This window comes from Fictibacillus sp. FJAT-27399, from assembly GCF_001510655.1.
Lineage (GTDB): Bacteria > Bacillota > Bacilli > Bacillales > Fictibacillaceae > Fictibacillus_C > Fictibacillus_C marinisediminis.
Genome location: NZ_LMVC01000003.1, coordinates 216,350 through 241,646 on the forward strand (window position 1 = coordinate 216,350; position 25,297 = coordinate 241,646).

At 46.8% G+C, this 25,297-nt stretch carries 27 protein-coding genes; 20 read left to right on the top strand and 7 right to left on the bottom strand.

Annotation, left to right across the window (positions count from 1 at the left end; genetic code table 11):
• Positions 1–59 precede the first annotated feature (59 nt).
• From AR335_RS15235 to AR335_RS15280, 11 genes are all read left to right on the top strand, one after another.
• Positions 60–1,010, top strand: coding sequence for a U32 family peptidase (locus AR335_RS15235; protein WP_199805103.1), 951 nt, complete (start codon positions 60–62; stop codon positions 1,008–1,010).
• Complete coding sequence (locus AR335_RS15240; RefSeq protein WP_062237499.1) at positions 998–1,936, top strand: sugar kinase; 939 nt, start codon at positions 998–1,000, stop codon at positions 1,934–1,936. Before AR335_RS15235 ends, AR335_RS15240 begins: the two co-directional genes overlap by 13 nt.
• An 18-nt stretch (positions 1,937–1,954) precedes the next feature.
• Positions 1,955–2,629 (top strand): bifunctional 4-hydroxy-2-oxoglutarate aldolase/2-dehydro-3-deoxy-phosphogluconate aldolase, encoded by a 675-nt coding sequence (locus AR335_RS15245; RefSeq protein ID WP_062237501.1) that lies wholly within the window; start codon positions 1,955–1,957, stop codon positions 2,627–2,629.
• Positions 2,630–2,711: 82 nt separating this feature from the next.
• On the top strand, positions 2,712–3,485 hold the full coding sequence (locus AR335_RS15250; RefSeq protein WP_062237503.1) for an IclR family transcriptional regulator: 774 nt from the start codon (positions 2,712–2,714) through the stop codon (positions 3,483–3,485).
• An 82-nt stretch (positions 3,486–3,567) separates the two neighbouring features.
• Positions 3,568–4,470: a fumarylacetoacetate hydrolase family protein gene (locus AR335_RS15255; protein WP_062237504.1), complete on the top strand. Its 903-nt coding sequence runs from the start codon at positions 3,568–3,570 to the stop codon at positions 4,468–4,470.
• A 165-nt stretch (positions 4,471–4,635) separates the two neighbouring features.
• Positions 4,636–4,944 (top strand): UxaA family hydrolase, encoded by a 309-nt coding sequence (locus AR335_RS15260; protein ID WP_062237507.1) that lies wholly within the window; start codon positions 4,636–4,638, stop codon positions 4,942–4,944.
• On the top strand, positions 4,928–6,103 hold the full coding sequence (locus tag AR335_RS15265) for a UxaA family hydrolase (RefSeq protein ID WP_234293316.1): 1,176 nt from the start codon (positions 4,928–4,930) through the stop codon (positions 6,101–6,103). Before AR335_RS15260 ends, AR335_RS15265 begins: the two co-directional genes overlap by 17 nt.
• A 276-nt stretch (positions 6,104–6,379) precedes the next feature.
• Entirely contained in the window at positions 6,380–7,846 is a 1,467-nt protein-coding gene (gene gucD / locus AR335_RS15270; protein WP_062237509.1) for an alpha-ketoglutaric semialdehyde dehydrogenase GucD, read from the top strand.
• Between the two features lie 34 nt (positions 7,847–7,880).
• Positions 7,881–8,027 carry a hypothetical protein gene (locus AR335_RS24205; RefSeq protein ID WP_156419019.1) on the top strand — a complete coding sequence of 49 codons (147 nt, stop codon included), beginning with the start codon at positions 7,881–7,883 and terminating at the stop codon, positions 8,025–8,027.
• Positions 8,028–8,187: 160 nt separating this feature from the next.
• Entirely contained in the window at positions 8,188–9,081 is an 894-nt protein-coding gene (locus AR335_RS15275) for a fumarylacetoacetate hydrolase family protein (RefSeq protein ID WP_062237510.1), read from the top strand.
• Between the two features lie 27 nt (positions 9,082–9,108).
• A complete protein-coding gene (locus AR335_RS15280; protein ID WP_062237512.1) occupies positions 9,109–9,735 on the top strand; it encodes a sulfite exporter TauE/SafE family protein in 627 nt (208 codons plus the stop codon).
• Positions 9,736–9,750: 15 nt separating this feature from the next.
• Here the strand turns inward: AR335_RS15280 and larC are convergent, their stop codons facing one another.
• Positions 9,751–10,233, bottom strand: a complete 483-nt coding sequence (gene larC, locus AR335_RS15285) for a nickel insertion protein (RefSeq protein WP_062237514.1) — start codon at positions 10,231–10,233, stop codon at positions 9,751–9,753.
• Positions 10,234–10,382: 149 nt separating this feature from the next.
• On the opposite strand from larC, the gene kynA reads away from it, so the two are divergent.
• The gene (gene kynA / locus AR335_RS15290; RefSeq protein ID WP_062237517.1) at positions 10,383–11,240 is read left to right on the top strand and encodes a tryptophan 2,3-dioxygenase; all 858 of its coding nucleotides are present in this window, start codon (positions 10,383–10,385) and stop codon (positions 11,238–11,240) included.
• A 246-nt stretch (positions 11,241–11,486) separates the two neighbouring features.
• Positions 11,487–12,452 (top strand): nuclease-related domain-containing protein, encoded by a 966-nt coding sequence (locus AR335_RS15295; RefSeq protein ID WP_062237518.1) that lies wholly within the window; start codon positions 11,487–11,489, stop codon positions 12,450–12,452.
• Here the strand turns inward: AR335_RS15295 and AR335_RS15300 are convergent.
• Positions 12,431–12,904: a hypothetical protein gene (locus tag AR335_RS15300; RefSeq protein WP_062237521.1), complete on the bottom strand. Its 474-nt coding sequence runs from the start codon at positions 12,902–12,904 to the stop codon at positions 12,431–12,433. The two genes, AR335_RS15295 and AR335_RS15300, sit on opposite strands and share 22 nt — an antisense overlap.
• A gap of 147 nt (positions 12,905–13,051) precedes the next feature.
• Here AR335_RS15300 and AR335_RS25235 point away from each other — a divergent pair, with 147 nt between their 5' ends.
• The gene (locus AR335_RS25235; protein WP_255357588.1) at positions 13,052–13,180 is read left to right on the top strand and encodes a hypothetical protein; all 129 of its coding nucleotides are present in this window, start codon (positions 13,052–13,054) and stop codon (positions 13,178–13,180) included.
• Positions 13,181–13,244: 64 nt separating this feature from the next.
• Here AR335_RS25235 and AR335_RS25240 read toward each other — a convergent pair whose 3' ends face one another.
• A complete protein-coding gene (locus AR335_RS25240; RefSeq protein WP_255357589.1) occupies positions 13,245–13,373 on the bottom strand; it encodes a hypothetical protein in 129 nt (42 codons plus the stop codon).
• Between the two features lie 204 nt (positions 13,374–13,577).
• On the opposite strand from AR335_RS25240, the gene AR335_RS15310 reads away from it, so the two are divergent.
• Positions 13,578–14,159, top strand: a complete 582-nt coding sequence (locus AR335_RS15310; protein ID WP_156419020.1) for a VanZ family protein — start codon at positions 13,578–13,580, stop codon at positions 14,157–14,159.
• 157 nt (positions 14,160–14,316) lie between these two features.
• Here AR335_RS15310 and AR335_RS15315 read toward each other — a convergent pair whose 3' ends face one another.
• From AR335_RS15315 to AR335_RS15325, 3 genes are all read right to left on the bottom strand, one after another.
• The gene (locus AR335_RS15315; RefSeq protein ID WP_062237528.1) at positions 14,317–15,096 is read right to left on the bottom strand and encodes an HAD-IIA family hydrolase; all 780 of its coding nucleotides are present in this window, start codon (positions 15,094–15,096) and stop codon (positions 14,317–14,319) included.
• Between the two features lie 612 nt (positions 15,097–15,708).
• Positions 15,709–16,911, bottom strand: a complete 1,203-nt coding sequence (locus AR335_RS15320; protein ID WP_062237530.1) for an MFS transporter — start codon at positions 16,909–16,911, stop codon at positions 15,709–15,711.
• A gap of 229 nt (positions 16,912–17,140) precedes the next feature.
• On the bottom strand, positions 17,141–18,166 hold the full coding sequence (locus AR335_RS15325; protein ID WP_062237532.1) for a YeiH family protein: 1,026 nt from the start codon (positions 18,164–18,166) through the stop codon (positions 17,141–17,143).
• A 144-nt stretch (positions 18,167–18,310) separates the two neighbouring features.
• Here AR335_RS15325 and AR335_RS15330 point away from each other — a divergent pair, with 144 nt between their 5' ends.
• The 4 genes from AR335_RS15330 to AR335_RS15345 all read left to right on the top strand — a co-directional run bounded on the left by AR335_RS15330 (position 18,311) and on the right by AR335_RS15345 (position 23,036).
• Complete coding sequence (locus tag AR335_RS15330; protein ID WP_062237534.1) at positions 18,311–19,186, top strand: LysR family transcriptional regulator; 876 nt, start codon at positions 18,311–18,313, stop codon at positions 19,184–19,186.
• Positions 19,187–19,264: 78 nt separating this feature from the next.
• The gene (locus tag AR335_RS15335) at positions 19,265–20,962 is read left to right on the top strand and encodes a ribulokinase (RefSeq protein ID WP_062237536.1); all 1,698 of its coding nucleotides are present in this window, start codon (positions 19,265–19,267) and stop codon (positions 20,960–20,962) included.
• Between the two features lie 254 nt (positions 20,963–21,216).
• Positions 21,217–22,203, top strand: coding sequence for a nuclease-related domain-containing protein (locus tag AR335_RS15340; protein ID WP_062237538.1), 987 nt, complete (start codon positions 21,217–21,219; stop codon positions 22,201–22,203).
• A gap of 62 nt (positions 22,204–22,265) precedes the next feature.
• Positions 22,266–23,036, top strand: coding sequence for an SDR family NAD(P)-dependent oxidoreductase (locus AR335_RS15345; RefSeq protein WP_062237540.1), 771 nt, complete (start codon positions 22,266–22,268; stop codon positions 23,034–23,036).
• A gap of 41 nt (positions 23,037–23,077) precedes the next feature.
• Here AR335_RS15345 and AR335_RS15350 read toward each other — a convergent pair whose 3' ends face one another.
• Positions 23,078–23,851, bottom strand: coding sequence for a DeoR/GlpR family DNA-binding transcription regulator (locus tag AR335_RS15350; protein WP_062238005.1), 774 nt, complete (start codon positions 23,849–23,851; stop codon positions 23,078–23,080).
• Positions 23,852–24,177: 326 nt separating this feature from the next.
• Here AR335_RS15350 and AR335_RS15355 point away from each other — a divergent pair, with 326 nt between their 5' ends.
• Positions 24,178–25,287: an MDR/zinc-dependent alcohol dehydrogenase-like family protein gene (locus AR335_RS15355; protein WP_062238007.1), complete on the top strand. Its 1,110-nt coding sequence runs from the start codon at positions 24,178–24,180 to the stop codon at positions 25,285–25,287.
• Positions 25,288–25,297: the final 10 nt, after the last annotated feature.

Sequence of the window (25,297 nt, forward strand, 5' to 3'; positions counted from 1 at the left end):
CAAAGGCAACAAAGGTTACGAAAACAGCCTTTACTAAAAACGGAAAGGTGGAATGCATGTTGGAACAGACAAGAAACGCGATTGAGAAACTGGGGTTTCCAGGACGAGACTGTCATGAACTGCCGGATTCAACAAAAACTTTCCCTGATGGCGCACAGTATCGGGTGGAGATTCCAAGTGTGGAAGGGCCGGCTTCTTTTGAAGCAGTCGTTGAAGCTTGTGAGCAATATGAGGTAGACATTCACCGTATTTCACAGGGAAGCGGCATCATGCTGCTGACGGATGAAGAACTCGAACAGATGTCAGCCATCGGCAAGCGGGAAAACCTTGAGGTCAGTTTGTTTGTAGGGCCGAGGGGAACGTGGGATGTATCAGCCATGCAATGGGCAAGCGCCGGAAAAATAGCCGGCCTGCGCGTTCAGGGAATGGACCAGCTCGTTTATTCCATTGAGGATATAAAGAGAGCATGCAACGCCGGAATCAGGAGCATCCTGGTGGCGGATGAAGGATTGCTTTGGCTGGTGAACGAGTTTAAGAAAATGGGTGAACTGCCGGGAGACCTTATTGTGAAGGTTTCGGTACAGGTCGCCCAGGCTAACCCCGTTTCCATCCGGCTAATGGAACAGATCGGGGCCGGAACCTACAATGTTCCTACCGATCTCACACTGTCCAGGCTAGCTGCGATCAGGCAGGCTGTTGATCTTCCTATTGATATTTATGTAGAGGTACCGGACGATGTAGGCGGGTTTATCCGGCACTATGAAATACCAGAAATCATCCGTGTAGCAGCTCCCGTTTATATCAAATTCGGCTTGCGGAACGCACCGAACATTTATCCTTCAGGTTCCCACCTTGAAAAGACCTCAATTGCTCTATCAAAAGAGCGAGTAAGAAGAGCCAAGCTCGGACTTGAAATGATTAAGCGGTATGCTCCTCATTTAAAGGTTTCAAAAAGGGGAGCAGAAGGCATTGCCACCCCAGTGCACGGTGAAAAAGTATGGACGTCGTAACGTTTGGCGAAACGATGGTGCTCTTCCATCCATCATCAGCGGTCCCTCTCCGCTTTGCGGGACAATTTGAAAAAACGATCGGAGGAGCAGAATCCAATGTTGCCATCGCTCTCTCGAGGCTGGGACATCAAGCAGGATGGATAAGCAGACTGGGGAATGATGATTTTGGAATATATGTCCGGAATTTTATCAGAGGGGAAGGAGTGGACACCTCCAGAGTAGTGTTTGACCAAGCAAGATCAACAGCCATTTTTTTTAAAGGAAAACGTACAGAACAAGAACCAAAGGTCTACTATTACCGTTCAGGTTCCGCTGCCAGCAGAATGTCTCCGGAAGACTTGGACGAAGACTATCTATCCAAGGCAAAGTATCTGCATGTAACGGGAATTACTCCGGCGTTAAGCGACAGCTGCCGAGATTTGGTTTTCCATGCCATTGCGATGGCAAAACGGCACGGAGTTATGGTTGTTTTTGACCCTAATATCCGGTTGAAGCTTTGGAGTAAGGAACAGGCAAAAGAAACCTTAATGGAAATCGCTTCTCGATGTGATATTGTTCTTCCAGGAATAGAAGAAGGGATTTTAATGACCGGCAAATCTCAGCCTGAAGAAGCTGCCCGGATGCTTTTGAAGAATGGAAGCAAAGCCGTTGTTGTGAAATTAGGAGCTGAAGGAGCCTATTATGATAATGGCAGTGAAAGGGGATATGTAGAAGGTTTCCCTGTTTCACGCATGGTGGATCCCATTGGGGCGGGAGACGGTTTTGCTGCAGGTTTTCTTTCGGGTCTGTTAAGAGGATGGACGTATCAGGAGGCTGTGAGGCTGGGGAATCGTGTAGGTGCCTATGCTGTAACCGTTTCTGGAGATGTGGAAGGCTACCCGTATTTTGAACAAATCATACGGGATAATGAGGAAATCCTTAGATGAGGAAAAAGGAGGCATCGCATGCTGTCAAAAGTGAAATTGCTTCAGGAATTAACGGAAAGCGGCATCATAGCAGTGATACGCCGAATGCCGAGAGGACAAATCATTCCTATCGCTGAAAGTCTAGTAGACGGAGGAGTCAGTGCCATTGAAGTAACGGTCGATTCTCCAGACGCCTTCCTTGTGATAGAGGAGTTGTCTGATCAGCTGAAAGGCCGTGCGATCGTTGGGGCGGGTACGGTGATTGACAGTGAATCTGCGAGACTCGCCATTCAAAGCGGTGCAGAGTTCTTATTTAGTCCATCCTTGCATGAGGAGGTTATCCGAATGGCGCTCCGCTATGGAAAAGTGGTGATGCCGGGAGTTATGACCCCTTCAGAAATGATTCAAGCCATTGAATGGGGAGCTGATATGGTGAAGCTGTTCCCTGCCTCTGTTTTAGGTGCTCAATATGTAAAAGACGTCAAAGCTCCTTTTCCGCACGTACCAGTCGTTCCAACAGGGGGAATCCACCTTGATAATGCAGCCTCCTATATCGAGGCGGGTGCTGTTGCAGTTGGGGTAGGAGGCAGCCTCGTCCATGCTGAAGCTGTTCAAACAAAAGATTATACCCGTATTCAGCGAACCGCTGAGCAATTTGTTTCCATCGTTAATGGTGCACGCCAATCACTCTCCCTCTCTGACAATATGCGTTAATTAGAGTCTTTCCAATATGAGGTATGTTACTATTAGGAAAAAGACAAACCTACTAAACTTTCTTTTAAAGGGTGATTGAAAAATGCCAATTATTCAGTCCGTAGACCGTGCACTTCGAATTCTGGATCTTTTTGATGAATATGAGACCGAATTGAAGATTACGGATATCAGTTCAAGAATGAATCTTCATAAAAGCACCGTCCATTCGCTATTAAAAACATTGCAGCACTATCGATATATTGAACAAAACCTGGAAAACGGAAAATACAAGCTTGGGATGAAGCTGTTCGAACGCGGGAACTTTGTCATTCATAATCTGGACATCCGTTCTGTCGCTAAAAAGCATTTAATGGAACTTTCAATGCAAACGGGGAACACGATCCATCTCGTTATTTTAGACGGAAAAGAAGGCGTTTACATTGATAAGGTAGAAGGTTCTGCGGCTACTATTCTATACTCCAGAATCGGGCGCAGGATTCCTGTTCACTGCAGTGCTGTCGGAAAAGCGCTCGTCGCTTTTAAAGGCCAGGACGAGCTGGCATCTATCCTAAAAGATTATGAGTACATCAGCCAGACTCCCAAAACGATTACGAATGAAAAAGATTTCCTGGAAGAGCTGGTTAAAGTAAAAGAAGAAGGCTATGCCGTCGATAACCAGGAAAATGAACCAGGAGTATCCTGCATTGCCGTACCGGTCAGGGATCACTCGGGGAACGTCATTGCCGCTATCAGCATGTCACAGCCGGTTCACCGGATCAATAAAAAAACGGTAAACGAGGTTGTCAGTATGCTGAAGGATACGGCAGATAAAATCTCACATGAGCTCGGGTTCGGTGTAAAAGCCTCTTCCAGCTGATCCTGTCGGCACTCCGTATTGCAGGAGTGTGCCTAATAACGAGAACAAGGTTTTATAATATAAAACAAAAGGAGAGCGACCAATGCGAATTTTACGTTACGAAAGAGAAAAAGGGACTTACACTCTGGCGGCGCTGGCAAATGATGAAAGAATCTATGATCTCCCTTATCCTGACTTTATGGATATGATCTATGCCTCTGAACAATCAGGGAAAACTCCGCTTCACTATGTTCAAGATCTGATCGCAGGGCAGGAGCCGATCGAAGAAACACTGGAGCAGCTCCAGCTGGCCGTTCCGATTACGGCACCGGAAGTATGGGCATCTGGTGTGACGTATGAGAAGAGCAAGGACGCCAGAAATTATGAAGCCACCGCAGGAAAATTGGATGCAGACACATTTTACGACAAAGTATACGAAGCAGAACGCCCGGAAATCTTCTTTAAGTCAACGGCAGCAAGGACGGTTGGCCCTGGACAGCCCGTCTATTTGCGCAGTGATTCCGACTGGCAGATTCCTGAACCGGAGCTTGGGCTTGTGCTGAGCAAGAGCGGAAAGGTGCTCGGGTATACGGCCGGGAACGATATGAGCTGCCGTGACATTGAGGGTGAAAATCCTCTGTATTTACCCCAGGCCAAGGTTTGGAAGCATTCGTGTGCCATCGGTCCGGTCATCTTACTGGCTGATGCGGTAGACGATCCGTATTCCTTTGATCTCGCGTGCCGGATCTACAGGGCGGAGGAAAAGATAGTGGATGGAACGGCGAATACGAAGCAGCTGAAGAGACGATTTGATGAGCTGGTAGAGTTTCTTGCCCGTGACAACGACTTGTTTGACGGAACGGTTTTACTGACAGGTACATGCATTGTGCCTCCTAACGACTTTACCTTAAAGGACGGCGACCGGATTGAGATTGAGATTTCATCGATCGGTGTACTGAACAACCCTGTGAAAAAGCAGGAAAGCAAGATCCCAACGGCTCGCTAAACCTTAAAAAGACTGAATTTTCAGGGAGGTCCCATTTGGCAATTGGCGTGTATTTCAATGAGAGTGGCGCGTATTTTTCCCAAAAGAGCGCGTAAATACCATGAACCCGCGCGTAAAGAGTTCCAGCGCTTTTTCGGGGCTTGCGTTTTTCTTAAAAGGAGGTATATGGCTATGAACTATAAAACGATCATGATGAAGCCGCTTGATCATGTGGCGATCGCCTTAATGGATCTTCCGCAAGGGTCACTGCTCCATGTCCGATGTGAAGACAAAGAACAAGAGGTGGAACTGAAGCACGACATTCGTTTTGGCCACAAATTCGCGGTAAAGGCCATTGGACAAGGCGAGGAGATCTTGAAATACGGCGAAGTCATCGGCCGGGCGGTTGCTGATATTGGAATAGGAGAGCATGTTCACGTTCATAATCTGGAAGGCATAAGAGGAAGGGGAGATAAAGTTGAATCCGGAGCTTAACACGGACCTGCTTGGATACAGGCGGCCGGACGGGAAAGTAGGCGTGCGCAATCATGTGCTGATCTTGCCTACGATTACGTGCGCCACCCAGGCGGCAAAACAAATTACGGAACTGGTGCAGGGAACAGTGAGCTTTATCCATCAGCACGGCTGTGCGCAGGTGGGGGAGGATTATGATCAGACGTTTCGCACGTATGTCGGGATGGGGCTGAACCCGAACGTTTATGGCGTGGTGGTCCTTGGACTTGGCTGTGAGACCCATCAGGCAAGAAGTGTTGCGGGCGAAATTGCCAAGAGCGGCAAACCGGTGGAGGTTGTTTCCATTCAGGATCATGGCGGAACTTTGATGACGATCGCTGAGGGAGCAAGGGCAGCGGCAAAAATGGTTCAGGACGCCTCCGCACAGCGCAGGGAACCCTTTGATTTCAGTGAATTGATCATCGGCACCGAGTGCGGAGGATCGGACGCCTGCTCCGGCCTTTCAGCAAACCCTGCAGTCGGGGTGGTCAGTGACCTCGTTGTGGATGCCGGCGGAACAGCCATTCTGGCAGAGACGACCGAACTGATCGGGGCAGAACATTTATTGGCGAAAAGAGCCGTAAATGAAAAGGTAGCCAAGCGGGTGTATGAAGTGATTGAAAAGATGGAAAGCAGAGCCATCCTTATGGGAGTTGATATCCGAACCGGTAATCCTAGTCCCGGAAACATTGAAGGCGGCCTCAGTTCACTTGAAGAAAAGTCGCTTGGCGCGTCCAATAAATCCGGCAGCAGGCCACTTCAGGAACTCATTGATTATGCAGAGTACCCGACAAAAAAGGGCCTTGTTTGGATGGATACCCCCGGACATGACATTGAGCAGCTGACAGGAATGGTCGCTGGAGGAGCACAGGTCGTTCTTTTTACGAGCGGACGCGGCACGCCGACAGGATCGCCGATTGCTCCAGTTATTAAGATTTCCACCAATACGGCCATGTTTGAAAAGATGAGGGATAACATGGACTTGAATGCCGGGACGATCATTGATGGAGAAGAAACGATTCAAGCTGCCGGCAGACGGATTTTTGACGAGATCAAAGAGGTATCTTCAGGGAAACTGACAAAGTCGGAAGTGCTGAAACAGCATGACTTTGGTATTTGGAGAATCGGGCCGACGTTTTAATAGGGCTGCTAGTCAATGGTGTTGTTTTTAGGAGGGGGTGATTGAACCTCCTTTTGAAAAGCAGAAGGGTATAAGCAAGCTTTTTCCCATCTGCTTTTCAAGCGATTCATTTGTTTCACCAATCAGCCGGCTCTTATCATCGCCAGCTGTCACCCCCCTTACTAAGAAGAAAAAACTTGAGGGTCTCTTTCAAGCATCAGTATGCGATGTCCAAAATAAAAGAAATTCAGCTACATGTTTTAACCAAGCCTAAATAATAAAAGGGAGAGATGAACAATGACGGTACAAACACAAGTGAAAACCTTTCTGAACTATGTGAACGGTGAATGGGTGGAAGCGTCCACGAATGAAACGATCCCTTGCATCAACCCCGCCAATAAAAATGAAACAGTAGGCCGCGTTCAGCGTTCGGGGAAGGAAGATGTCGATCAAGCCGTAGCTGCTGCTAAACGCGCACAAGCGGCGTGGAAGAAGCTTTCCGGAGCGGCACGCGGAGAATTCCTGTATAAAGCCGCAAGCATCATGGAAAGCCGGGCGGATGAAATCGCAGAGACGATGACGAATGAGATGGGAAAAACTCTAGCTGAGGCAAAAGGGGAAACGTTAAGAGGCGTTGCCATCCTTCGCTATTATGCGGGTGAAGGGATGCGCAAGACCGGTGATGTGATTCCTTCAAGCGACAGTGAGGCACTCATGTTTACGACGAGAGTGCCTCTCGGAGTTGTTGGCGTCATCTCGCCATGGAACTTCCCGGTCGCGATTCCCATCTGGAAAATGGCGCCTGGCCTCATCTACGGAAACGCGATTGTGATTAAACCGGCACAAGAAGCAGCGGTAACCGCCGTTAAGGTCATCGAATGCCTCGCTGAAGCGGGAATTCCTGCCGGAGTTGTAAACATGGTGACAGGCACCGGCTCTGTGGTCGGACAGGCGATCGTGGATCACCCTGATGTGAATGGAATTACTTTTACCGGTTCGAATGCAACAGGAAAAGCAATCGGACAGGCGGCGCTCTCACGCGGAGCCAAATATCAGCTTGAAATGGGCGGAAAGAACCCGGTTATTATTGCAGCTGATGCAGACCTTGATCTTGCCGTAGACGGTACAATCAGCGGCGGACTTCGCTCAACGGGGCAAAAATGCACAGCGACGAGCAGGGTCATCATCCACGAGGATGTCTATGAATCTTTTAAAGAAAAATTGCTGGCTAAAGTTAGAGAGCTCAAGGTGGGTCCTGGACTTGACGGAGAAACATGGATGGGCCCTTGTGCGAGCGAAAAACAGCTTGAAACCGTATTGTCATATATTGAAAAAGGCCAGGCAGAAGGGGCTTCGCTCGTTTATGGCGGACGTCAGCTTACCGAAGCTGATACAAAAGACGGCTTTTATGTGGAACCGGCTATCTTTGAAAATGTAGAGACGGGCATGGCCATCTCTCAGGAAGAAATCTTTGGACCTGTACTTGCATTAATTAAAGTAAGTACGCTGGAAGAAGCCATCGAGCTTGCGAACGATGTGGAATATGGCCTAAGTGCTTCCATCTACACGACCAACATCAGCCACATGCTCTCTTTCATCAATGATATGGATGCGGGGCTTGTACGAATTAACGCAGAAACGGCTGGTGTGGAACTGCAGGCGCCATTCGGAGGCATGAAGCAGTCAAGCTCTCATTCCAGAGAACAAGGACAGGCAGCCATTGAATTCTACACATCGATCAAAACCGTGTTTGTCAAAGGATAATAAAGATGGGGCTGTCCAAGAAGTCTGTAAGCTGTTGATTTCCGTTCCAGGCTGCTCGCTTTCCGCGGGGCGCGCGGTGAGCCTTACCGGCGTGAACGCCTACTTTTTGGTGCAAGCACCGGCGGGAGTCTCACCTGTCACGCTAGTCCCGCAGGACAAGGAAGGCTCCGGCAGCGTTTAATCGCACGAAGAAAATGTGAAGTTCATTTTCGAGGAGTCCCGCATCTTCCACTTCAATTAACTTTTCATTGAAGATTTTTCAAGCCAAAAAGGGGCTGCCTGAAGGTCAATTTTCGACTTTCCGGACAGCCTCCTATTTCATTTAAAAAGGAGCATTGCAAATGAAAACATTAACGTTTAAAAAGGATGGAGAATGGACGCTTGGGGTTAAAACCGAGGGAGGCATATTGGACGTAAAGGAAGCCGTTCGTTTGAGGATGGCGGATACTGAAGGCATTCCAGTTACCGTTGATGAGCTGATTTTACAGGGAGAAAAGGGGAAAGAGGCTCTTCAAAGACTGGCAGATACGGAGCTTGCGTCTCGTGAAGGCGTGTTTTATCCAGAGGATTCCCTTACGCTCGGCCCTTGTGTCGTTTCTCCGCAGAAGATCATTTGTGTCGGACTGAATTATAAAAAGCACGCCGAAGAGTCCAACATGGCATTGCCTGAAACACCTATCCTTTTCAGCAAGTTCAGCAACGCCCTGGCGGGACATCTTCAGGAAGTGAAAATACCAGAGCGCTCTCTTCAGGTAGATTACGAAGTTGAACTGGGCATGGTGATTGGGAAAACAGCCAGTAAGGTGGAAGTGGACGAAGCGAGAAATTATGTTTATGGCTATTGCACGGCCAATGACCTGTCGGCAAGGGATCTTCAGTTTAAAACAGGACAATGGCTGCTCGGTAAAACGTGTGATGGCTTCAGTCCAGCCGGGCCTTATCTTGTGAGCAGTGATGAGATAGAGGATCCTAATCAATTAGGGTTGAAAACGGTCTTAAATGGAACGGTACGCCAAGATTCCAATACGGCTGATATGGTTTTTTCCTGTGAAGAGATCATCAGCTATGTTTCACAGCATATGACCCTCTATCCCGGCGATCTTATTTTAACGGGTACCCCTGAAGGCGTGATTATGGGTGAACCGGAGGGCAAAAGATTCTGGCTCAAGGACGGAGATGAGGTTACCGTGGAGGTAGAAGGGCTTGGTAAATTAACGACAATTATGAGAAAATAAGCAAAAAAAGAGAATAGGAGATTACATATGGAGTTTACAACCATTTTAGTCATGGCGCTGCTGCTCGGATTAAAGCATGCCCTTGATCCGGACCACATTGTGGCGGTGACGACGATCGTCAGTGAAAAGAAGAAAGCCCGGTTTTCCGCACTTGTTGGTGCCTGGTGGGGTGTCGGGCATATGACGACCATCCTTGTGATTGGCAGCGCTATTATTTATTTCAACCTCCTAATCTCTCATTCTGTTGAAAAGCTCCTTGAGGGCATTGTAGGCGTCATGATCATTTACCTCGGAGTAAAGGCGTTCTACTCTTTGAGCTTGGGAAAGACACATGAACATGCTGCATCCCGTGAAAAAAACAGATGGATGCTGAGGCCGCTTATTGTTGGTTTATTGCATGGCCTTGCAGGGAGTACCGGTGTCGCTTATTTATTCCTGAGCACGATTGAGGACAAGTATATGGGCTTTTTGTATCTACTTGTTTTTGGTGTCGGAACACTCTTTAGCATGGTGCTCGCTACACTGCTGATCGGCATGCCTTATTCCTGGGCTTCAGACCATAAGAAGCTTAATCTGTTATTAACGCGAAGCACCGGTATACTGAGCGTCATCTTTGGAATCTATTATCTCTGTGAGATCCTGTTCCTTTCTTAAAAGGGCGGGATTTTTTTATTTGTTTTGGCTGATCGCGATGGATTTCGCCTCGTCATAAATCAGTTGCAGAGGGAGGTTGTGCTTTTCAGCAAGAGCCCTGCACTCCTCAAATTCGGGTGAAAACTTAATACGCTCTCCTTGATAGAATCCGATCTTGACAGAAACCTCTCCCCATTGTGTTTTTGCTTTGCAGAATTCCCTTCCGAGACGGTGGCAGGATACTGGAAAAAATCGAAGGCCAAAGCTGGTCGTTTCTCTAAAAATGATCTTCTCCAGTTTTTGCTGTTTGGTTGGGGAGGTAAGCACAGACAGTTTATACGCCGGGCGGTTTTTTTTCATATAGATGGACGTATAATACACATCATTGGCACCGGCAGCGAGCAGTTGATCCATCGTATAAGCGAGAACTTCACTGCTGCAGTCATCTAGATTCACTTCGATCATGACCATTTCGTGATCGAGCTGTTCATGAGCGTGCTGGGACGAAAAATTATTCATATGGCCTGGCTCCTTTTCTCTATGTACTGTTGTTTTCATTATAGCAATTAAACGACTGTTTAATAAAAGTATGTGGTCATGTTCTGGCAGGATAAGGTATGATGAGAAGGGATAAATGAAAGCGTTAACAGGATAAAGGGGGATTCTGCATGCTGAACAAAAATGATCAGCCAGATGTGAATGCAACAAGCACGGAGACGAACATCCATACGGATTTTAAAAATAATATGACGTACGGCGAATATTTGCAGCTTGATAAAATCTTATCGGCACAGCGCCGGCTGTCCGGCCATCATGACGAGGTGCTGTTCATCGTTATTCACCAGGTGAGCGAGCTGTGGATGAAGCTCATTCTGCACGAAATGCACTCGGCGATTGAATCGATCACGAACGATGACTTGTCCAGTGCGTTCAAAAAGCTGGCGAGAGTATCAAAAACCCAGTCGCAGATTATTCAGGCGTGGGACGTGCTTTCCACAATGACACCTTCAGAGTACATGGAGTTCCGTGATTCGCTTGGCCAGGCGTCCGGCTTCCAGTCGTATCAATATCGGATGATCGAGTTCGCACTCGGTTATAAGACGCCGCATGTGCTGAAGATCTATGAAAAGGATCCTGAGCTGTTAGTTGAGTTGAAGAAGGCTTATGAAGCTCCGGGATTGTATGATGTGGCGATTCGTGCGCTGAATAAAGCGGGATTGGCGATTGATGAGGAAGTGCTGAATCGCGACGTGACGCGCACGTATCAAGAGAATGACTCGGTCCACCAGGCATGGATCACCGTCTACCGTAATCCAAATCAATATTGGGATCTGTACGAGCTCGCTGAGAAACTCGTAGATATTGAAGACTGGCTTCAGCAATGGCGATTCCGCCACATGAAGACGGTTGAGAGAATCATAGGGTTTAAGATGGGCACTGGCGGTTCATCTGGTGTCGGTTATTTGAAGAAGGTGCTCGACCAGCGGTTCTTCCCGGAACTTTGGGATATTCGAACGGAGTTGTAGGAGTTTAGGGAGAATTGAAGGAGAAATGAGGCGCCTCATTGAGGTCGGAATTCAGTGCCGCCAGTAAATATCGCATATGCGCCAGCAATTTTGGAGAACGCGCCAGTAAATATCGCATATACGCCAGTATTTTCCTTGACTGCGCCAGTAAAAAGTCCAAACGCGCCAGTAAGCCTAAAAAATAAATTGGCCACTCTTCACAGAAGAGAGGCCTTCTCTAAAATTATGTAAAAGGATGTGATTGGTTTGATTGTAAAGGAGCTAAAAGTACCGCTGATTATAAGAAAGTTAGAGGCTTTACTTCGAAGATTGCCATCCAATCATCCTCAACGAAGTGAGATTGAACGGCAGCTGGCCAGGAGAAAGGCTGGATACCGAGGAGAGCAGTCTGTAGAATATTCATTAAGTTATCTGCCCCCAAATAAGTATATTATTTTGTTTGATCTTAGACTTTATGACAGCTCTCATTTTTTTCAAATAGACACCCTGCTGATCTCCCCGCATTTCCTTCTTATTTTAGAAGTAAAGAACTTCTCTGGTACTCTCCAGTTTGATCAGGAATTTAAACAGCTTATACGAACCTCAATGGATAAAGAGGAAGCATTTCCTGACCCGATCCTTCAGGTTGCACGTCATAAAACCCAGCTTCAAACATGGCTTTCCTCCATGGGATTTCGCCATCAAATCCCGATTGAAACCATCGTTGTAGTAAGCAGCCCGCATACCCTCATCAGATCTTCCTCAACTGGAGTCTCACGAAAAGTTACTCACCTTTCTAACCTCATTGAACTCATTAAAGATCTTGAAAAACGATACAAAAAGGATGCTGTCACGGAAACAGAAATTCAGTATTTAACAAATCTGCTTATCAAAAATGAATATCCGCATGACGCCGATATCCTTAACCGCTTTCAAATTTCCTATCAGGAGATTCTCAAAGGTATACTATGCCCTGTCTGCTTGAGCTTTTCCATGTCCAGGTCCAGACAAGGATGGAAATGTATGAATTGTGATCATTATGACAAATTAGTGCATTATACCGCGCTTGAAGATTATTTCCTTTTATTAGGATCTGAGATTACGAATAGAAAACTAAAAGAGTTTCTTCAATTATCCTCTACAAGTGCTGCAAAACGGTTACTTTTGTCCCTTAACGTTCCGCATTCAGGAAGCTTTAAAGATAGGAAATATTATTTGTCACTCCCTTTATGAAAGGGCATCCCCTGCTTAAAAACTGCCGGATCCACATTAAAATGCCTGGAAACGACCTTTTGGAAGAACGCGGACTCACGCCTGATGGAGGGAAGGGTGGGGACAGGTTTAGGAACGCCGAAGATGGGTCCGCTGACGTTGATGGTGAAGCGCGCGGAACCGATGAAGCTTCCGGTCACACGGATCTGGTCGGCAATCAGGAGGATGGCGAGGCCGATGTCAATCACATCAATAAGAGTGGTGGCAGCCTGGTTGCCATTAATACCCTCCAGGCGTGTGTCTCCGGTTAATGGCCCCGCTAAAGATGGGCGAAAACCACCTGGTGTCACAAATACCCCGATGATCGTAATTTGTCCAGTCAGCAGCAAGGCCGCTGTTGCCAAATTCAATCCCCGCTGAAGCGCCCCTATAATTTGCAGCTCGTTTTCAATCTGTTCAGCTGTTTTCCCCATGTCGTCACACCTCACCCACTATCCTATTCAAGCAACTAGGCGATGGGAATTCGAGACAACCTGAAGTGAACATTTCTTTGAAAAAGTGTACGGATAACTTGTCTGCGCAATATAGTGGTATAGAATCTCCCAAAAAGGAGTGATAAGGTGGCTCTTTCATTAACGGATATTCCAACAGTTAAACCCTCTGCGACGGGTGTTTTCCTGCTGGCCCTGCCCTTAATTATCTTTATTTTTTTCTTCACACAGCCTAAAGCGAGTGATGAGCTGCAGTAGTCAGGAGAACGGGGGGCAGCGCAGCAATGTGCTGCCCGTAACCGATAGACCAAAAATAAAAAACTTAATGATTCAGCAGCCGTTTATTGTAGTTATGGGCTGCGAAGGCTCCCCAGATCATGCAGATGGGATGGGTGATCAACAAGCCGAATCCCAGTGTGAGGACACCGGCAGCTCCTTCAATAATCAGCATGATAATGGCACCTGTGATTGTAGAATAAAACATGCCGAGAGAGCCGAATAGAAAGGTTAGTACCAAGGACAAGCCGACACTTTTTGTACTGGCAACGACCACGGTATTTTGTTGTATTTTAAACGAGTGTTTAAGGAGTAATCAAGCATTTGTAAAAATATGCTAAACTGACATGGGGATCAGATTAGAAAGGGACGTGTTGTGGTGTACAGGGTAGTGGATTTGGCCTGGCTCGGGTCTGTGTTTTTGCTTTTATTTGTTGTGGTGGACATGTTTCTTCATAAGATGAAGAGGCTGTTGCATCGGATTATTTTTTATTCCTTCCTTTTTTACATCATAAATGTACTTCAGCTGGTTGCTGAAGGCATTGTTGTTCCCCGATCGGACCAGCCTTTTCAGCTTCTTTTGCAGTCTGTGCCTTTTCACTTTTTGTCAGATTGGTACCAGGATTATAAGAATAATGGATTTGACTGGTTCTTTTGGAACTCGGTCAAGCTGTCATTTTTCAATGTGCTGCTGCTGTTTCCGATGGGCATCTACCTGCCTGTATTATTCAAGAAAGGTTCCTGGAAAAGAGTCATCGCCGGAGTATTTTTAACGAGTTTTTTCATCGAGTTGCTTCAGCTGACTTTAGGCTTTTTCAGGCTCCTTGAAATGAGCAGGAGCATTGATGTGGATGACTTAATCTTAAATACGATCGGCGGGTTGCTCGGGTTTGTATGTTACAGGATTGGCAGGATGATGGTCCCGTTGAAGAATAGGAAGGAGAAGCGTCTTAGCAGCTAGCTGCTTTTCCCTTCCTAATATTTAAACAATCGTTTAAAACCTGCGCCCGCCTTTCACTTTGCAGTATGCCCAGCGTTATGCGGTCTTAAAGAACATAAAAATAGTTCCTGAACACTGGAGGTCAAGAGCCTACAGGGGTTGAGGTTTTCTGTTTGGACTACAAGCTGGTAATGTCCTTAATGCTTTCCAGTATATACTTTGGTTTGTAGGGGGAGGTGGCTGCCATCTCTCTGTTGGAAATACCGGTTAAGACGAGGACGCTGTTCATTCCGCTTTCATTGGCCATCTTAATGTCCGTTTCCAGCCGGTCACCAATCATATAACAATTCTCATATTCAAGTAATAGTATCTTTTTCACGGCCACCTCCGCCAGATAGCTGGACGGCTTGCCGACGACCAGATCAATAGGTTTTCCTGTGGCTCCTTCCAATGCGCCGATGATGGCACCGCAGTCAGGCAGCTGCTGGTTATTTTCCATGGGACATGTCCGGTCAGGATTGGTCGCAATCACCTTTGCCTGATGAAGACAGGCCTGAAATGCAAGATTCAATTTTTCATAGTTAAATTCCCGGTCCCAGCCCAGCACTACATAAGCTGCCTCTGCAGGGTTTTCGGTCAAAGGGATGACGAACTCCTGAAGTTCTGATAGGAGGGGAGCTTCCCCGAGAGCAAGGACCTTCTCTCCGGGAACAAGTACTTCATTTAAATACATAGCGGCAATGTAATTGGAATTGATGACTTCCTGCAACGAAACCTCAATGCCGAGTTTCCTAAGCTTCCTCACATAATCCTGACGTGTCGCGATCGATTTATTGGTTACGAACAAAACTTTGTCGCCCCGTGTTTTCAGGTGATGAATGGCTTCTGCCGCACCGGGAATGAGGCGGTCACCGAGATACACCGTTCCATCCAAGTCGAAAATATAACCTCTCACCATGGCTATCACCTTCCTGCCGCAAATTTTCCTCATCCGACTTGGAATAGTATATGCAAAGGATGTTAGTAAGACTGGAAAAAAGAATTTCTGGCATCGGAGAATTTCATTTACCGTAAAAAGGATAAAACCCTAACCATATCGAAGAAATATGTAAAATATTTGTAGTGTGGTGATTGAATGAGCATCTTGGGATACAAAGGATTAACCATCGGCCTTATGTTTACTCACTATCTATTTGAGGGTGTTAAGAATTTTAAGGAACGGCCATTCTATGTTCACATCGTAGAATTTGTTTTTCTACTGGGGTTGTGTAAGTGACAAATTAATAGCTTTGTTTTAAATTTCACCTCACTATCCTAAGAAGTTTTTAAGATAGTGAGGTTTTATTATACTTAAATGTTTTATGTCGAATTTTGAAGATTAAATAAAAGGGGATGGGAAATAGAAAAAAGGATGTCCCATTTACTTAGGGGACACCCTCTGTTTTATGAGTGAAAAGATGATGTTTGATCGTGGATAGAAGGCTCGAAATGGATGCCGCCAGATTATTCGGCCCAGCCGCCACATTATTCCTTCCAGCCGCCCGATTGCATCATTAACTCTTCGATTTGCTTAAGCGGCCTTCAGCTTCTCTGCCTGTTTTGATTTGATTTTAACAAACAGCATAACGATGGCGCCCATTAACGGACCGGCGGCAAGTGTCAGGAATCCGTAAAAGTAGCTTGATGTAGCATCTACAATCATGCCGACGACAAGCGGTGAGATGAGCGAGCCGAGCTGCCAGATGGCATTGACGAGACCCATCGCCGTTCCAACGAGTCTTTCCTCCACCAGTTCACCGATAATGGCAGTCATCACCGGACTGTAGATAAACGCAGTAACGCCAAGTACAGCAGTCAGCGTAAAGAGAATTCCTGTGTGTGTATTCACGCCGAACCAGACCAAAACCGGCGCGAACAAGAATAAAGCCCAAAACGCGATCGTCTTTTTGTTCACGTAGTCCGACACGAATCCGATCAGCGGTTTGCACAAAAGACCTGCCATGCCATAAACCGCCATCATCCGGCCTGCTGAAACGAGCGAAAGGTGAAGCGAATGGTTCAAGTATGCATTCGCCCAGGTAGCGGTTCCCCATGTGGCCCAAAGACCTCCAAACCCCGCTATTCCTGCGAGAATGAGGTTTTTATTTTTCAGTACAGTGAGGATCTCACTCATGGAGGATACGGATTTCTTTGTTCCATGATCCCTCTTGCTCTCTTTTAGGAAAAAGAAGCTGAGCACGATGCCGGCAATCGGCAGGAGACCCGCAACAATAAAGGCAGAACGCCAGCCATGAGCGGCAGCGACTGTCGGAACAAACAAGTTAACGACCGTGACGCCAAGAGACGTTGCCGTCATAAAAAAGCCGATCGCCACACCTCTTCTTTTAGGTGAGATGTGATCGAAAATAGCAGCCAGTGATGCAGAAAAGATGGCGCCTGATCCAAGTCCGGCCAGCAGGCGGAAGACAAATCCCTGTTCAAAGGAATGCACCGTCGACATGGTGAACGTAAAGATTCCCATCATAAAATAGGAACTAAGCAGAACTTTTCGATAGCCGAACCGGTCGGTCAGCACGCCGCCCGGAAACTGGGTAATGACATATCCTATGTAAAAAGCGGTCATGTAACTGCCGGCATGCGCGGCCGTCAGTCCCATCTCTTTTGAAGCGAGCGGAATGACGGGCGGCCACGACAGCCTGTCCACAAACGAAAACATATACGTCATCCAGACAAGCACAACGACGGTAACTTGCCGGATCCAGGGTTTTTTCATAGATGATAACTCCTTGTATGGTTTGGATCAACGGGATCTTCTTCGAAAGTACACTCCTCCTCTTCCTCATGTACGTCTAGGTACACTCCGATGAGTCGTCGTTTGTTTCCTTGAATATCTTGTCGCTGACAAACCTTATCAGATTGAATTATTACACATTATTAAATATAACAGACAAGATCTTTTCAAGCATAAAAAAACCTTCTGGAAATGGAGATTTCAAGAAGGTTTATAAAGTGAAAAAAGTAAGCACTGACAAAAAGATCGAGGTCAATGTCATCGCGATCAGCGGACGCAGCGCGCGGCTTTTAAGTGCGCTAAAGCTGACGTTCAAACCAAGACCGACCATCGCCATCGTGAGGATAAACGTGCTGAGGTTTGAGATGTCATCCTGCACTTGTGAAGAGGCGGGGATGATGTCTCCCACTATATAGCTGCCAATCAGACTCGTGATGATGAATCCGATGAGAAACCACGGAAACTCTACTTTTGCGGAGTTTTTCTGGTTTTCCGGTGAGCGCTTTTTCATCCAATACATAAAGATGAAGCAGAGCGGGACAAGCAGGAAAACGCGTCCCAGTTTGGCAAGCAAAGCTACCGCGAGAGCATCCTGTCCGGCTGGTGCTCCCGCCAATGCCACATGGGCAATCTCATGCAGAGAGAGGCCTGCCCACGTCCCATAATCGCTGTCCGACAAGGGAAGCAAGGGCCAGAGTACGGTATAAAGGATGGAGAAAAGCGTCCCCATCAAGGCGATGATCCCGACGCTGATCGCCGTGTCTTCTTCCTTTGATTTTACGATTGGGGAAATGGCTGCGATAGCCGCTGCTCCGCATACTCCTGTACCGATGCCGAGCAGCAGGGAAATGGAAGCGTCCGCTTTCAGCCATTTGGACAATGCATACATCACAAGGATGGAGAAAGCAACTGTTCCGATACCCCGGACTAACAGAGGCAGTCCTTGATGAAAAATAACGTCGATGTTCAGTTTTAATCCATATAAAATAATCGCAAAACGCAGCAGCTTTTTCGCTGAAAACTCAATGCCTGATCGGAGTTTTTCAGGATAGCCGGAAACTTGCCGGTAAACAACGGCAATCAGGATGGCACTGGCAAGCGGTCCGATGTGATCGAATCCGGGCAGTTTGGATAAGCCTAATCCCAGCAATGCGATAAAAAAGGTAAAAGCGATGCCGGCAAGCCATTGAAGGCGCTGGCTTTTTACGATGTGAGTTGAAGTTTCAGTGTATTCCATAAGTCTTTCCTCCTGTGTACTTCCATGTTACTCTTGGTGGTAGTATAAGTAAAATCACTCTTTTGGATAGTGATGATAACTAATTTGTTATAAATGTACCAAACTAGGATTTAAACAGATGTTTAAAAACCGGAGGGAAAGACAGTGGATCAGGAACTGCATGTATTTGTGACGGTCGTGGAAAAAGCCAACTTTTCGCATGCGGCGGAAGTTTTGCATATCACCCAGCCGGCGGTGAGCCGTTATATCAAAAACTTAGAGAGTAAAATGAATGCGAAACTGCTTGAACGGAATAACAAGATGGTGCAGATGACGAAGGCTGGAGAAATTGTCTACCATCATGCCAAGGAAATCCTGTCGCTCTATGAAAAGATGAATGTGCTTGTCGCTGACTTGATGAGCGAGCCGAGCGGGAAGCTGAGCATCGGGGCGAGTTACACGTTTGGTGAGTATATTCTGCCTCACATCATTGCTACGATCCGTGCGGAGTTCCCGCAGATCAACCCGTCCATCATGATCGGCAACACCCGCGAAATTGTTCACCAAGTGGCATCCCGGCATATCGATGTGGGAATCATTGAAGGAAAGATGACAGATGAGCACGTGGCGATGGAGCGTTTTTCTGTGGATAGTCTCGTGGTCGTTGTTTCAGCTGGACATCCGCTGGCTCAGAAGGAAGTGGTTTCGTTTTCTGGTCTTGAGGATGAAACGTGGATCGTACGGGAGCAGGGATCCGGAACGCGTGAAGCAACAGAGCAGATGTTTGCTGACCATCGATTTACTCCAGGTTCAGTGATGGAGTTCGGGAGCACGCAGATCATTAAAGAGTCGGTCGAGGCGGGTCTCGGTGTTTCGTTTCTTTCCACATGGACGATACGGAAGGAGCTTGCTTTAGGAACGCTTAAGGTCCTTGATCTGCCGGGCTTTCCGGTCCAGCGGCAGTTCACTCTCGTGACACAGGATACGGAATTTCAGACGAAGGCAATGGAAGTGTTTTTGAGGGTTTTGAAGCAGGGGTGAGATTAATTTTTTGTGCGTTTCCCGAAAAAGTGTAGTACTATTCTACAAAAGAGCGATAGACCAAAGGAGGATGCTGTTTTGCAGAAAAAATATGTGATCGGAATTGATTATGGAACGGAATCCGGGCGGGTTTTGCTTGTGGATGCTGCTTCCGGAGAAGAAATTGCCACAAGTGTTACCGCTTACAGACATGGTGTGATGGATGAGAAACTTCCTGGAGGTACAGCCCTTGAAGCGGACTGGGCCTTGCAGCATCCCGGGGATTATTTTGATGTTCTGCGTGAATCGGTGCCTGCTGTCCTTCAACAGGCTAAGGTAAGCGCAGAAGATGTTATCGGCCTCGGGATCGATTTTACTGCGTCTACGATTATGCCGCTAACTGCAGAGGGTGAACCGCTCTGCCTGCAGCCAGACTGGGAAGATAATCCGCACAGCTGGGTCAAGCTATGGAAGCATCATGCCGCACAGCCAGAAGCGGACGAACTCACGAAACTTGCAGAAGAGAGGAACGAGGGTTTTCTGAAACGATATGGAGGAAAGGCTTCGTCAGAATGGATGTTTCCAAAAATATTGCAGATCTTGAGGGAGGCGCCTGACGTTTTTGAAGAAACGGATCTGTTTATGGAAGCGGGTGACTGGGTTACCTCACGGCTTGCCGGAAACATGGTCCGCAGCAGCAACACATGCGGCTATAAAGCCTTTTGGAATAAAGAAGAGGGTTATCCTTCCGCTGAATTTTTCAGCACGCTCGACACACGCCTTGAAAACATTTTAGATACGAAAATGCGAGGGCCAGTTTTATCCATTGGAGAAAAAGCGGGAGAACTTACAGAAGAAATGGCAAGGCTTATAGGATTAGAACCCGGGATTGCTGTAGCGGTAGGGATTATTGACGCTCATGCAGGGGTTCCGGCAGTTGGCGCTGTAAACCCTGGCCAGCTTGTAATGGCGATGGGGACCTCAACTTGCCATATGCTGATTTCTGATGTGGAAGAACCGATTAAAGGTGTGTGCGGGATTGTAGAAGACGGCATTATTCCAGGCTGCATCAGTTACGAAACCGGGCAGGTTGCTGTTGGTGATTCCTTTGCCTGGTATGTTGACCAGGCTGTTCCCGATTATGTGAAAAAAGAAGCGGCCGATGCCGGAATGAACGTCCATCAATTACTGGAGAAGAAGGCAGCAGCCTGCAGGCCGGGTCAGTCTGGGCTTGTTGCACTGGACTGGTGGAATGGCAATCGCTCTGTTCTCGTTGATGCTCATTTGTCCGGGGCGATTGTTGGTCTCACACTGGCAACAAAACCGGAAGAAATCTACCGGGCTTTGTTGGAATCAACGGCTTTTGGCACAAAAAAGATCATTGAAAGTTTCGTTGATGCCGGCGTGGCTGTTGATGAAATCTTTGCCGTGGGCGGACTGCCTGAACGGAATCACCTGTTGATGCAGATCTATGCGGATGTAACGAACCGCGAGATTAAAATCGCCGACTCACGCCAGACGACCGCACTTGGCGCTGCGATGTATGCGGCAGTAGCGGCAGGGCGTGAGGCAGGAGGCTATGATTCTATTTTTGAAGCAGCTGAGAAGATGGCACGAGTGAAGGAAGAAACATTCAAGCCAATTCCTGAAAACGTGAGGAAGTATGAAGAGCTGTACCGCTATTATTTGGAGCTGCATGATTTTTTCGGACAGGAGAAGCGTTCGTTGATGCATGGACTGAAGCGGCTGAAGAGTGGAGAGGCAGAAGAAGTGCTGCAAAATGGTGTCCCGCTTTGATGAGCGGGACACCATTTTGCGGGCGGGTGGATGTGGATGCGTTGTTTGGCATGTAAAGTGCTGTGTTTGGCATGTAAGCTACGAAAAGTCGCACGTAAACAAGAAAAAGTGGACAGTAAGTTCCCTTAAGTGGACAGTAAACCAACAAAACCCGCACGTAACCAAAATAACGCACCCCAATTATTTCACTCACCGTAGCAGGAATCGCTCTCAATCAACGGGAATAACTACCAAAAAGAAAGGAGAGTAATAATTTGATCATAAAAGAACGGGCGTACCCGCAATATATAACCGCTTTGGAGGCATTATTGCGGCGAATTCCCCAAAATCATCCTAAACGGCGGGAAATTGAGCTGGATTATGCCAAAAGGCTGGCCGGTTATCGGGGCGAACAGGCGTTGGACTATCCGCTGGGCTTTTTGCAGGAAAAGGAGTTCAGCATTTTCCATGATCTTAGGCTTCCTGACCGAAAACGGCACTTTCAACTCGATACTCTCATACTTTCTCAAAGTTTTGCTCTAATTTTGGAGGTGAAGAACATTGCAGGTACCCTCATTTTTGATGAAGACTTCAGACAATTGATCAGAATTTCCAATGAAAAAGAGGAGGCGTTCGCGGATCCAATCCTTCAAGCTGAACTGCAAAAAGTACAGCTGCTCTCTTGGTTCTCACAACAAAAGCTGACTGCATTCCCAGTTGAAACCCTGGTTGTCATCAGCCATCCCAAAACAGTAATTAAAAACTCTCTTATGAAGCTATCCCCAGAATCCTCAAAAAAAGTAACCCAGAACAAAGACATTCCCTTCAGAATTGCAGCCTTCCAACGCCAATATACAAAAGAAATTCCCCAAAAAGAGATGAATAGAATTTCCCGTCAGCTACTCAAAGCCCACAGCCCTTTTACCCCCGACATTCTCTCGCTCTATGAAATTTCGCCCAATGAAATTCTAAACGGTGTGCACTGTCCAAACTGCAATCACTTACCGATGACAAGGTTTTACGGAAAGTGGTTTTGCACAAGCTGCTCCCATTCTTCTAAAACGGCTTACCTTCCAGCGCTCAATGATTATGTAGCGCTGTTCGGAAGTACTATAACAAACCGCGAGTTGCGCAACTTTCTTAACATAGCCTCGCCTTCTATTGCAGCGAAAATCCTCCATTCTATGAATCTCCCATCTTCAGGAGGTTATCGAAACCATTCCTACCATCTAACTTCAGAAAACGAAATAAAACAAAAATAAAATTGACAAAACGAAAGTAAATGATAGAATTCTACATAACTTTTAGTTTAGGGAGGATATGTATGGACTATCAGCAGCTTTTTAGTTTAAAAGGGAAGACAGCTCTTGTTACAGGCGGAGGAAGAGGATTGGGGAAAGCGATGGCTGAAGCGCTCGCGCAGGCAGGCGCGAACGTAGTGATCGCCGATATGGACGAGGGCACGGCAAAGCAGAGTGCTGAAGAACTCAAAGCTCATCAGGTAAAAACGCTAGGTCTTAAACTGGATGTGACCCTAGAGGATGAAGTGAAAAGCTGTATCAACGAAATTGTAAGCGATTTCGGTGCCATCGATATTCTTGTTAACAACGCGGGAATCTGCCAGAAGATCACGGTGGAAGAACAGAGTTTAGAAGATTGGAAGAAAACAATGGACGTGAACGTGAATGGTGTCTTTCTGCTTTCCAAATATGCGGGAAAGGTTATGAAAGAAAATGGAGGAGGCTCGGTTATTAATGTTGCTTCCATGTCGAGTTTTATCGCCAACACAGAAGCGCAGTGCGCGTACAATGCTTCAAAAGCGGCAGTAGCCATGATGACAAAGTGTCTTGCCTCTGAGTGGGCACCTTATAACATCCGGGTGAACGCCATCGCGCCAGGCTATATGAAAACGGAGATGACAAAGCCAATCTTTGCGCCGGGAGGGGAACTCGCGCATGTGCTTGATCTTGTACCGATGAAGAGGCTGGGAGAACCGCATGAACTTGGCGGGTTAGCGATCTATTTGGCATCGGACGCTTCCACCTTTGCAACAGGATCGACCTTTATTGTCGATGGAGGTTATACCATTTGGTAATAAAATAAGCAGCCGACATAATTGTGTCAGGCTGCTTTTCTTTATTCCGTTTCCACCGTTATCAATTCAACACCATGCTGCTCGAGAGCGGATTTATCGCTTTCTGCTTCACTGCTGTCCGTAATGATGATGTCAAGGTCATCGAGAGCGGCGAAGGATGCGATGGAGTTTTTGTGAAATTTGGAGTGATCGAGCAAGGCTACTACTTTCTTGCTTGCCTTTACCATCGCTTTTTTCAGCTCGACTTCATAGACGCTGAAATCGGTAAGTCCGGATTTAATGGAGAACCCGTTGGAAGAGGTAAACAGCAGATCAATATTAATCTGGCTTAGAATGTTGACCCCGAGTGTACCTTCTAGGGAGTGTGATCCCCGTTTTACGATGCCGCCCAATAAAATGACGGTAATGTCCGGATGTTCATTCAGCTCGAGAGCGGTGTTGATTCCGCTGGTAACAACAGTGAGCCTGATTTGCTTTTCCTTCAAGACACGGGCAAGTTCGAGGGCGGTGGAGCTGGCATCGAGCATGATGCACTGTCCGTTCTCGATCAATGCGGCGGCCTCTTTGGCAATCACTGACTTTTCGGTTTTGTTTTTCTTTTCACGAATGGAAAAGCTCGTTTCATTGTCATTTGACTCTGCCAAGACAGCTCCGCCATGGGTTCGTTTCAGCAGTCCCTCTTCTTCCATGCGTGTTAGATCTGTCCGGAGGGTGGCTTCAGATACTTGAATCTCTTGAGCAAGTTCTTTGATGGAGACTCTCTGGCTTTCATTCAATCTATCAAGTATGGCTTTGCGTCGTTCTGGCACAAACATTTTTCCCAATAAAATCACCTACAAATCGATTAGTTATGTTTATCGTTTTGGCTGTTTTACTTTTATTATTCTATTACACCATCTTTCATAAACATTGTAAATCAATAATAAAACAAAATAAAACGAAAATAAAATATAAAAAAACCAAAAATTAATTGACTATTCAAACATAAAGGTACTATAATGAACCCAATACCTCGCAATTACGAAAATAAACGATAAAAAAAGAAAGAATATAAAAACAAAAAGGAGGAAAGTCAGTTATTTTTTGAGAAAATGAAAGCGTTCTCTATAACTATCATACAAAGGGAGAGATATTGATGAGCATGAAGACGGTTGCTGAACAAGAGACGAAGAATGTGAGTATTCCGAAGACCATGAAGGCGGTTGTAGCATATGCGCCAGGAGATTACCGGTTTGAAACGGTTCCTGTTCCTGAGATCGGAGAAGGTGAGATTCTTGTAAAAGTGGAAGCGTGCGGAATTTGTGCCGGAGATTTAAAAGCGTTTGACGGTGCACCAAGCTTCTGGGGAGATGAAAAGCAGCCTGCTTATATTAAAGCTCCAATGATTCCTGGCCATGAATTTATCGGTCATGTAGTAGGTCTTGGTGAAGGGGTAACCGGGTTTGAGCTGGGCGAACGTGTGATTTCGGAACAGATCGTTCCTTGCTGGGATTGCCGATTTTGTAATCGCGGACAATACTGGATGTGTGAAAAGCATGATCTCTACGGATTTCAGAATAATGTAAACGGTGCCATGGCAGAATACATGAAGTTTACGAAGGAAGCCATCAATTATAAAGTGCCTGAGAACCTTCCGATTGAAAAAGCTATCTTGATCGAGCCATATGCATGTTCTTTCCATGCTGTACAGCGTGCGCAGATTCAGCTTGGAGATGTGGTTGTTCTTGCAGGTGCGGGAACACTCGGTCTTGGGATGATTGGTGCCATCAAGAAATCAGGCCCTGGGAAACTAATCGTGCTTGACCTTTTCGAAGAGCGTTTAGAGCTTGCCAAAAAATTCGGAGCTGACATGGTGCTCAACCCGGCAAAGGATGACGTGAATGCCATTGTCAAAGAATTAACGGACGGTTATGGCTGTGACATTTATATTGAAGCAACAGGCGCACAGAAGTCGGTGGAGCAAGGACTGACCATGATCCGCAAGCTTGGACGTTTCGTGGAATTCAGCGTATTTAAGGAGCCGGTAACGGTAGACTGGAGCATCATCAGCGATCGCAAAGAACTGGATGTGCTTGGTTCCCACCTCGGCCCATACTGCTACGAGCATGTGATTAAAGGAATCTCCAACGGCGACCTTCCGACAGACGGTGTCGTGACGCATACACTGCCGCTGGAAGAATTCGAAAAGGGCTTCCAGCTTGTGAAAAACGGGGCAGAGTCCTTGAAAGTTGTGCTTGATCCGAATCTATAAAAACAATGGC

Excerpts from the sequence above, each read along its gene's own strand:
- AR335_RS15240 (WP_062237499.1), top strand. The coding sequence starts at position 998 with ATGGACGTCGTAACGTTTGGCGAAACGATGGTGCTCTTCCATCCATCA.
- AR335_RS15245 (WP_062237501.1), top strand. The coding sequence starts at position 1,955 with ATGCTGTCAAAAGTGAAATTGCTTCAGGAATTAACGGAAAGCGGCATC.
- AR335_RS15250 (WP_062237503.1), top strand. The coding sequence starts at position 2,712 with ATGCCAATTATTCAGTCCGTAGACCGTGCACTTCGAATTCTGGATCTT.
- AR335_RS15255 (WP_062237504.1), top strand. The coding sequence starts at position 3,568 with ATGCGAATTTTACGTTACGAAAGAGAAAAAGGGACTTACACTCTGGCG.
- AR335_RS15260 (WP_062237507.1), top strand. The coding sequence starts at position 4,636 with ATGGCTATGAACTATAAAACGATCATGATGAAGCCGCTTGATCATGTG.
- gucD (WP_062237509.1), top strand. The coding sequence starts at position 6,380 with ATGACGGTACAAACACAAGTGAAAACCTTTCTGAACTATGTGAACGGT.
- AR335_RS15275 (WP_062237510.1), top strand. The coding sequence starts at position 8,188 with ATGAAAACATTAACGTTTAAAAAGGATGGAGAATGGACGCTTGGGGTT.
- AR335_RS15280 (WP_062237512.1), top strand. The coding sequence starts at position 9,109 with ATGGAGTTTACAACCATTTTAGTCATGGCGCTGCTGCTCGGATTAAAG.
- larC (WP_062237514.1), bottom strand. The coding sequence starts at position 10,233 with ATGAATAATTTTTCGTCCCAGCACGCTCATGAACAGCTCGATCACGAA.
- kynA (WP_062237517.1), top strand. The coding sequence starts at position 10,383 with ATGCTGAACAAAAATGATCAGCCAGATGTGAATGCAACAAGCACGGAG.
- AR335_RS15300 (WP_062237521.1), bottom strand. The coding sequence starts at position 12,904 with ATGGGGAAAACAGCTGAACAGATTGAAAACGAGCTGCAAATTATAGGG.
- AR335_RS25240 (WP_255357589.1), bottom strand. The coding sequence starts at position 13,373 with ATGCTGATTATTGAAGGAGCTGCCGGTGTCCTCACACTGGGATTCGGC.
- AR335_RS15315 (WP_062237528.1), bottom strand. The coding sequence starts at position 15,096 with ATGGTGAGAGGTTATATTTTCGACTTGGATGGAACGGTGTATCTCGGT.
- AR335_RS15320 (WP_062237530.1), bottom strand. The coding sequence starts at position 16,911 with ATGAAAAAACCCTGGATCCGGCAAGTTACCGTCGTTGTGCTTGTCTGG.
- AR335_RS15325 (WP_062237532.1), bottom strand. The coding sequence starts at position 18,166 with ATGGAATACACTGAAACTTCAACTCACATCGTAAAAAGCCAGCGCCTT.
- AR335_RS15345 (WP_062237540.1), top strand. The coding sequence starts at position 22,266 with ATGGACTATCAGCAGCTTTTTAGTTTAAAAGGGAAGACAGCTCTTGTT.
- AR335_RS15350 (WP_062238005.1), bottom strand. The coding sequence starts at position 23,851 with ATGTTTGTGCCAGAACGACGCAAAGCCATACTTGATAGATTGAATGAA.
- AR335_RS15355 (WP_062238007.1), top strand. The coding sequence starts at position 24,178 with ATGAAGACGGTTGCTGAACAAGAGACGAAGAATGTGAGTATTCCGAAG.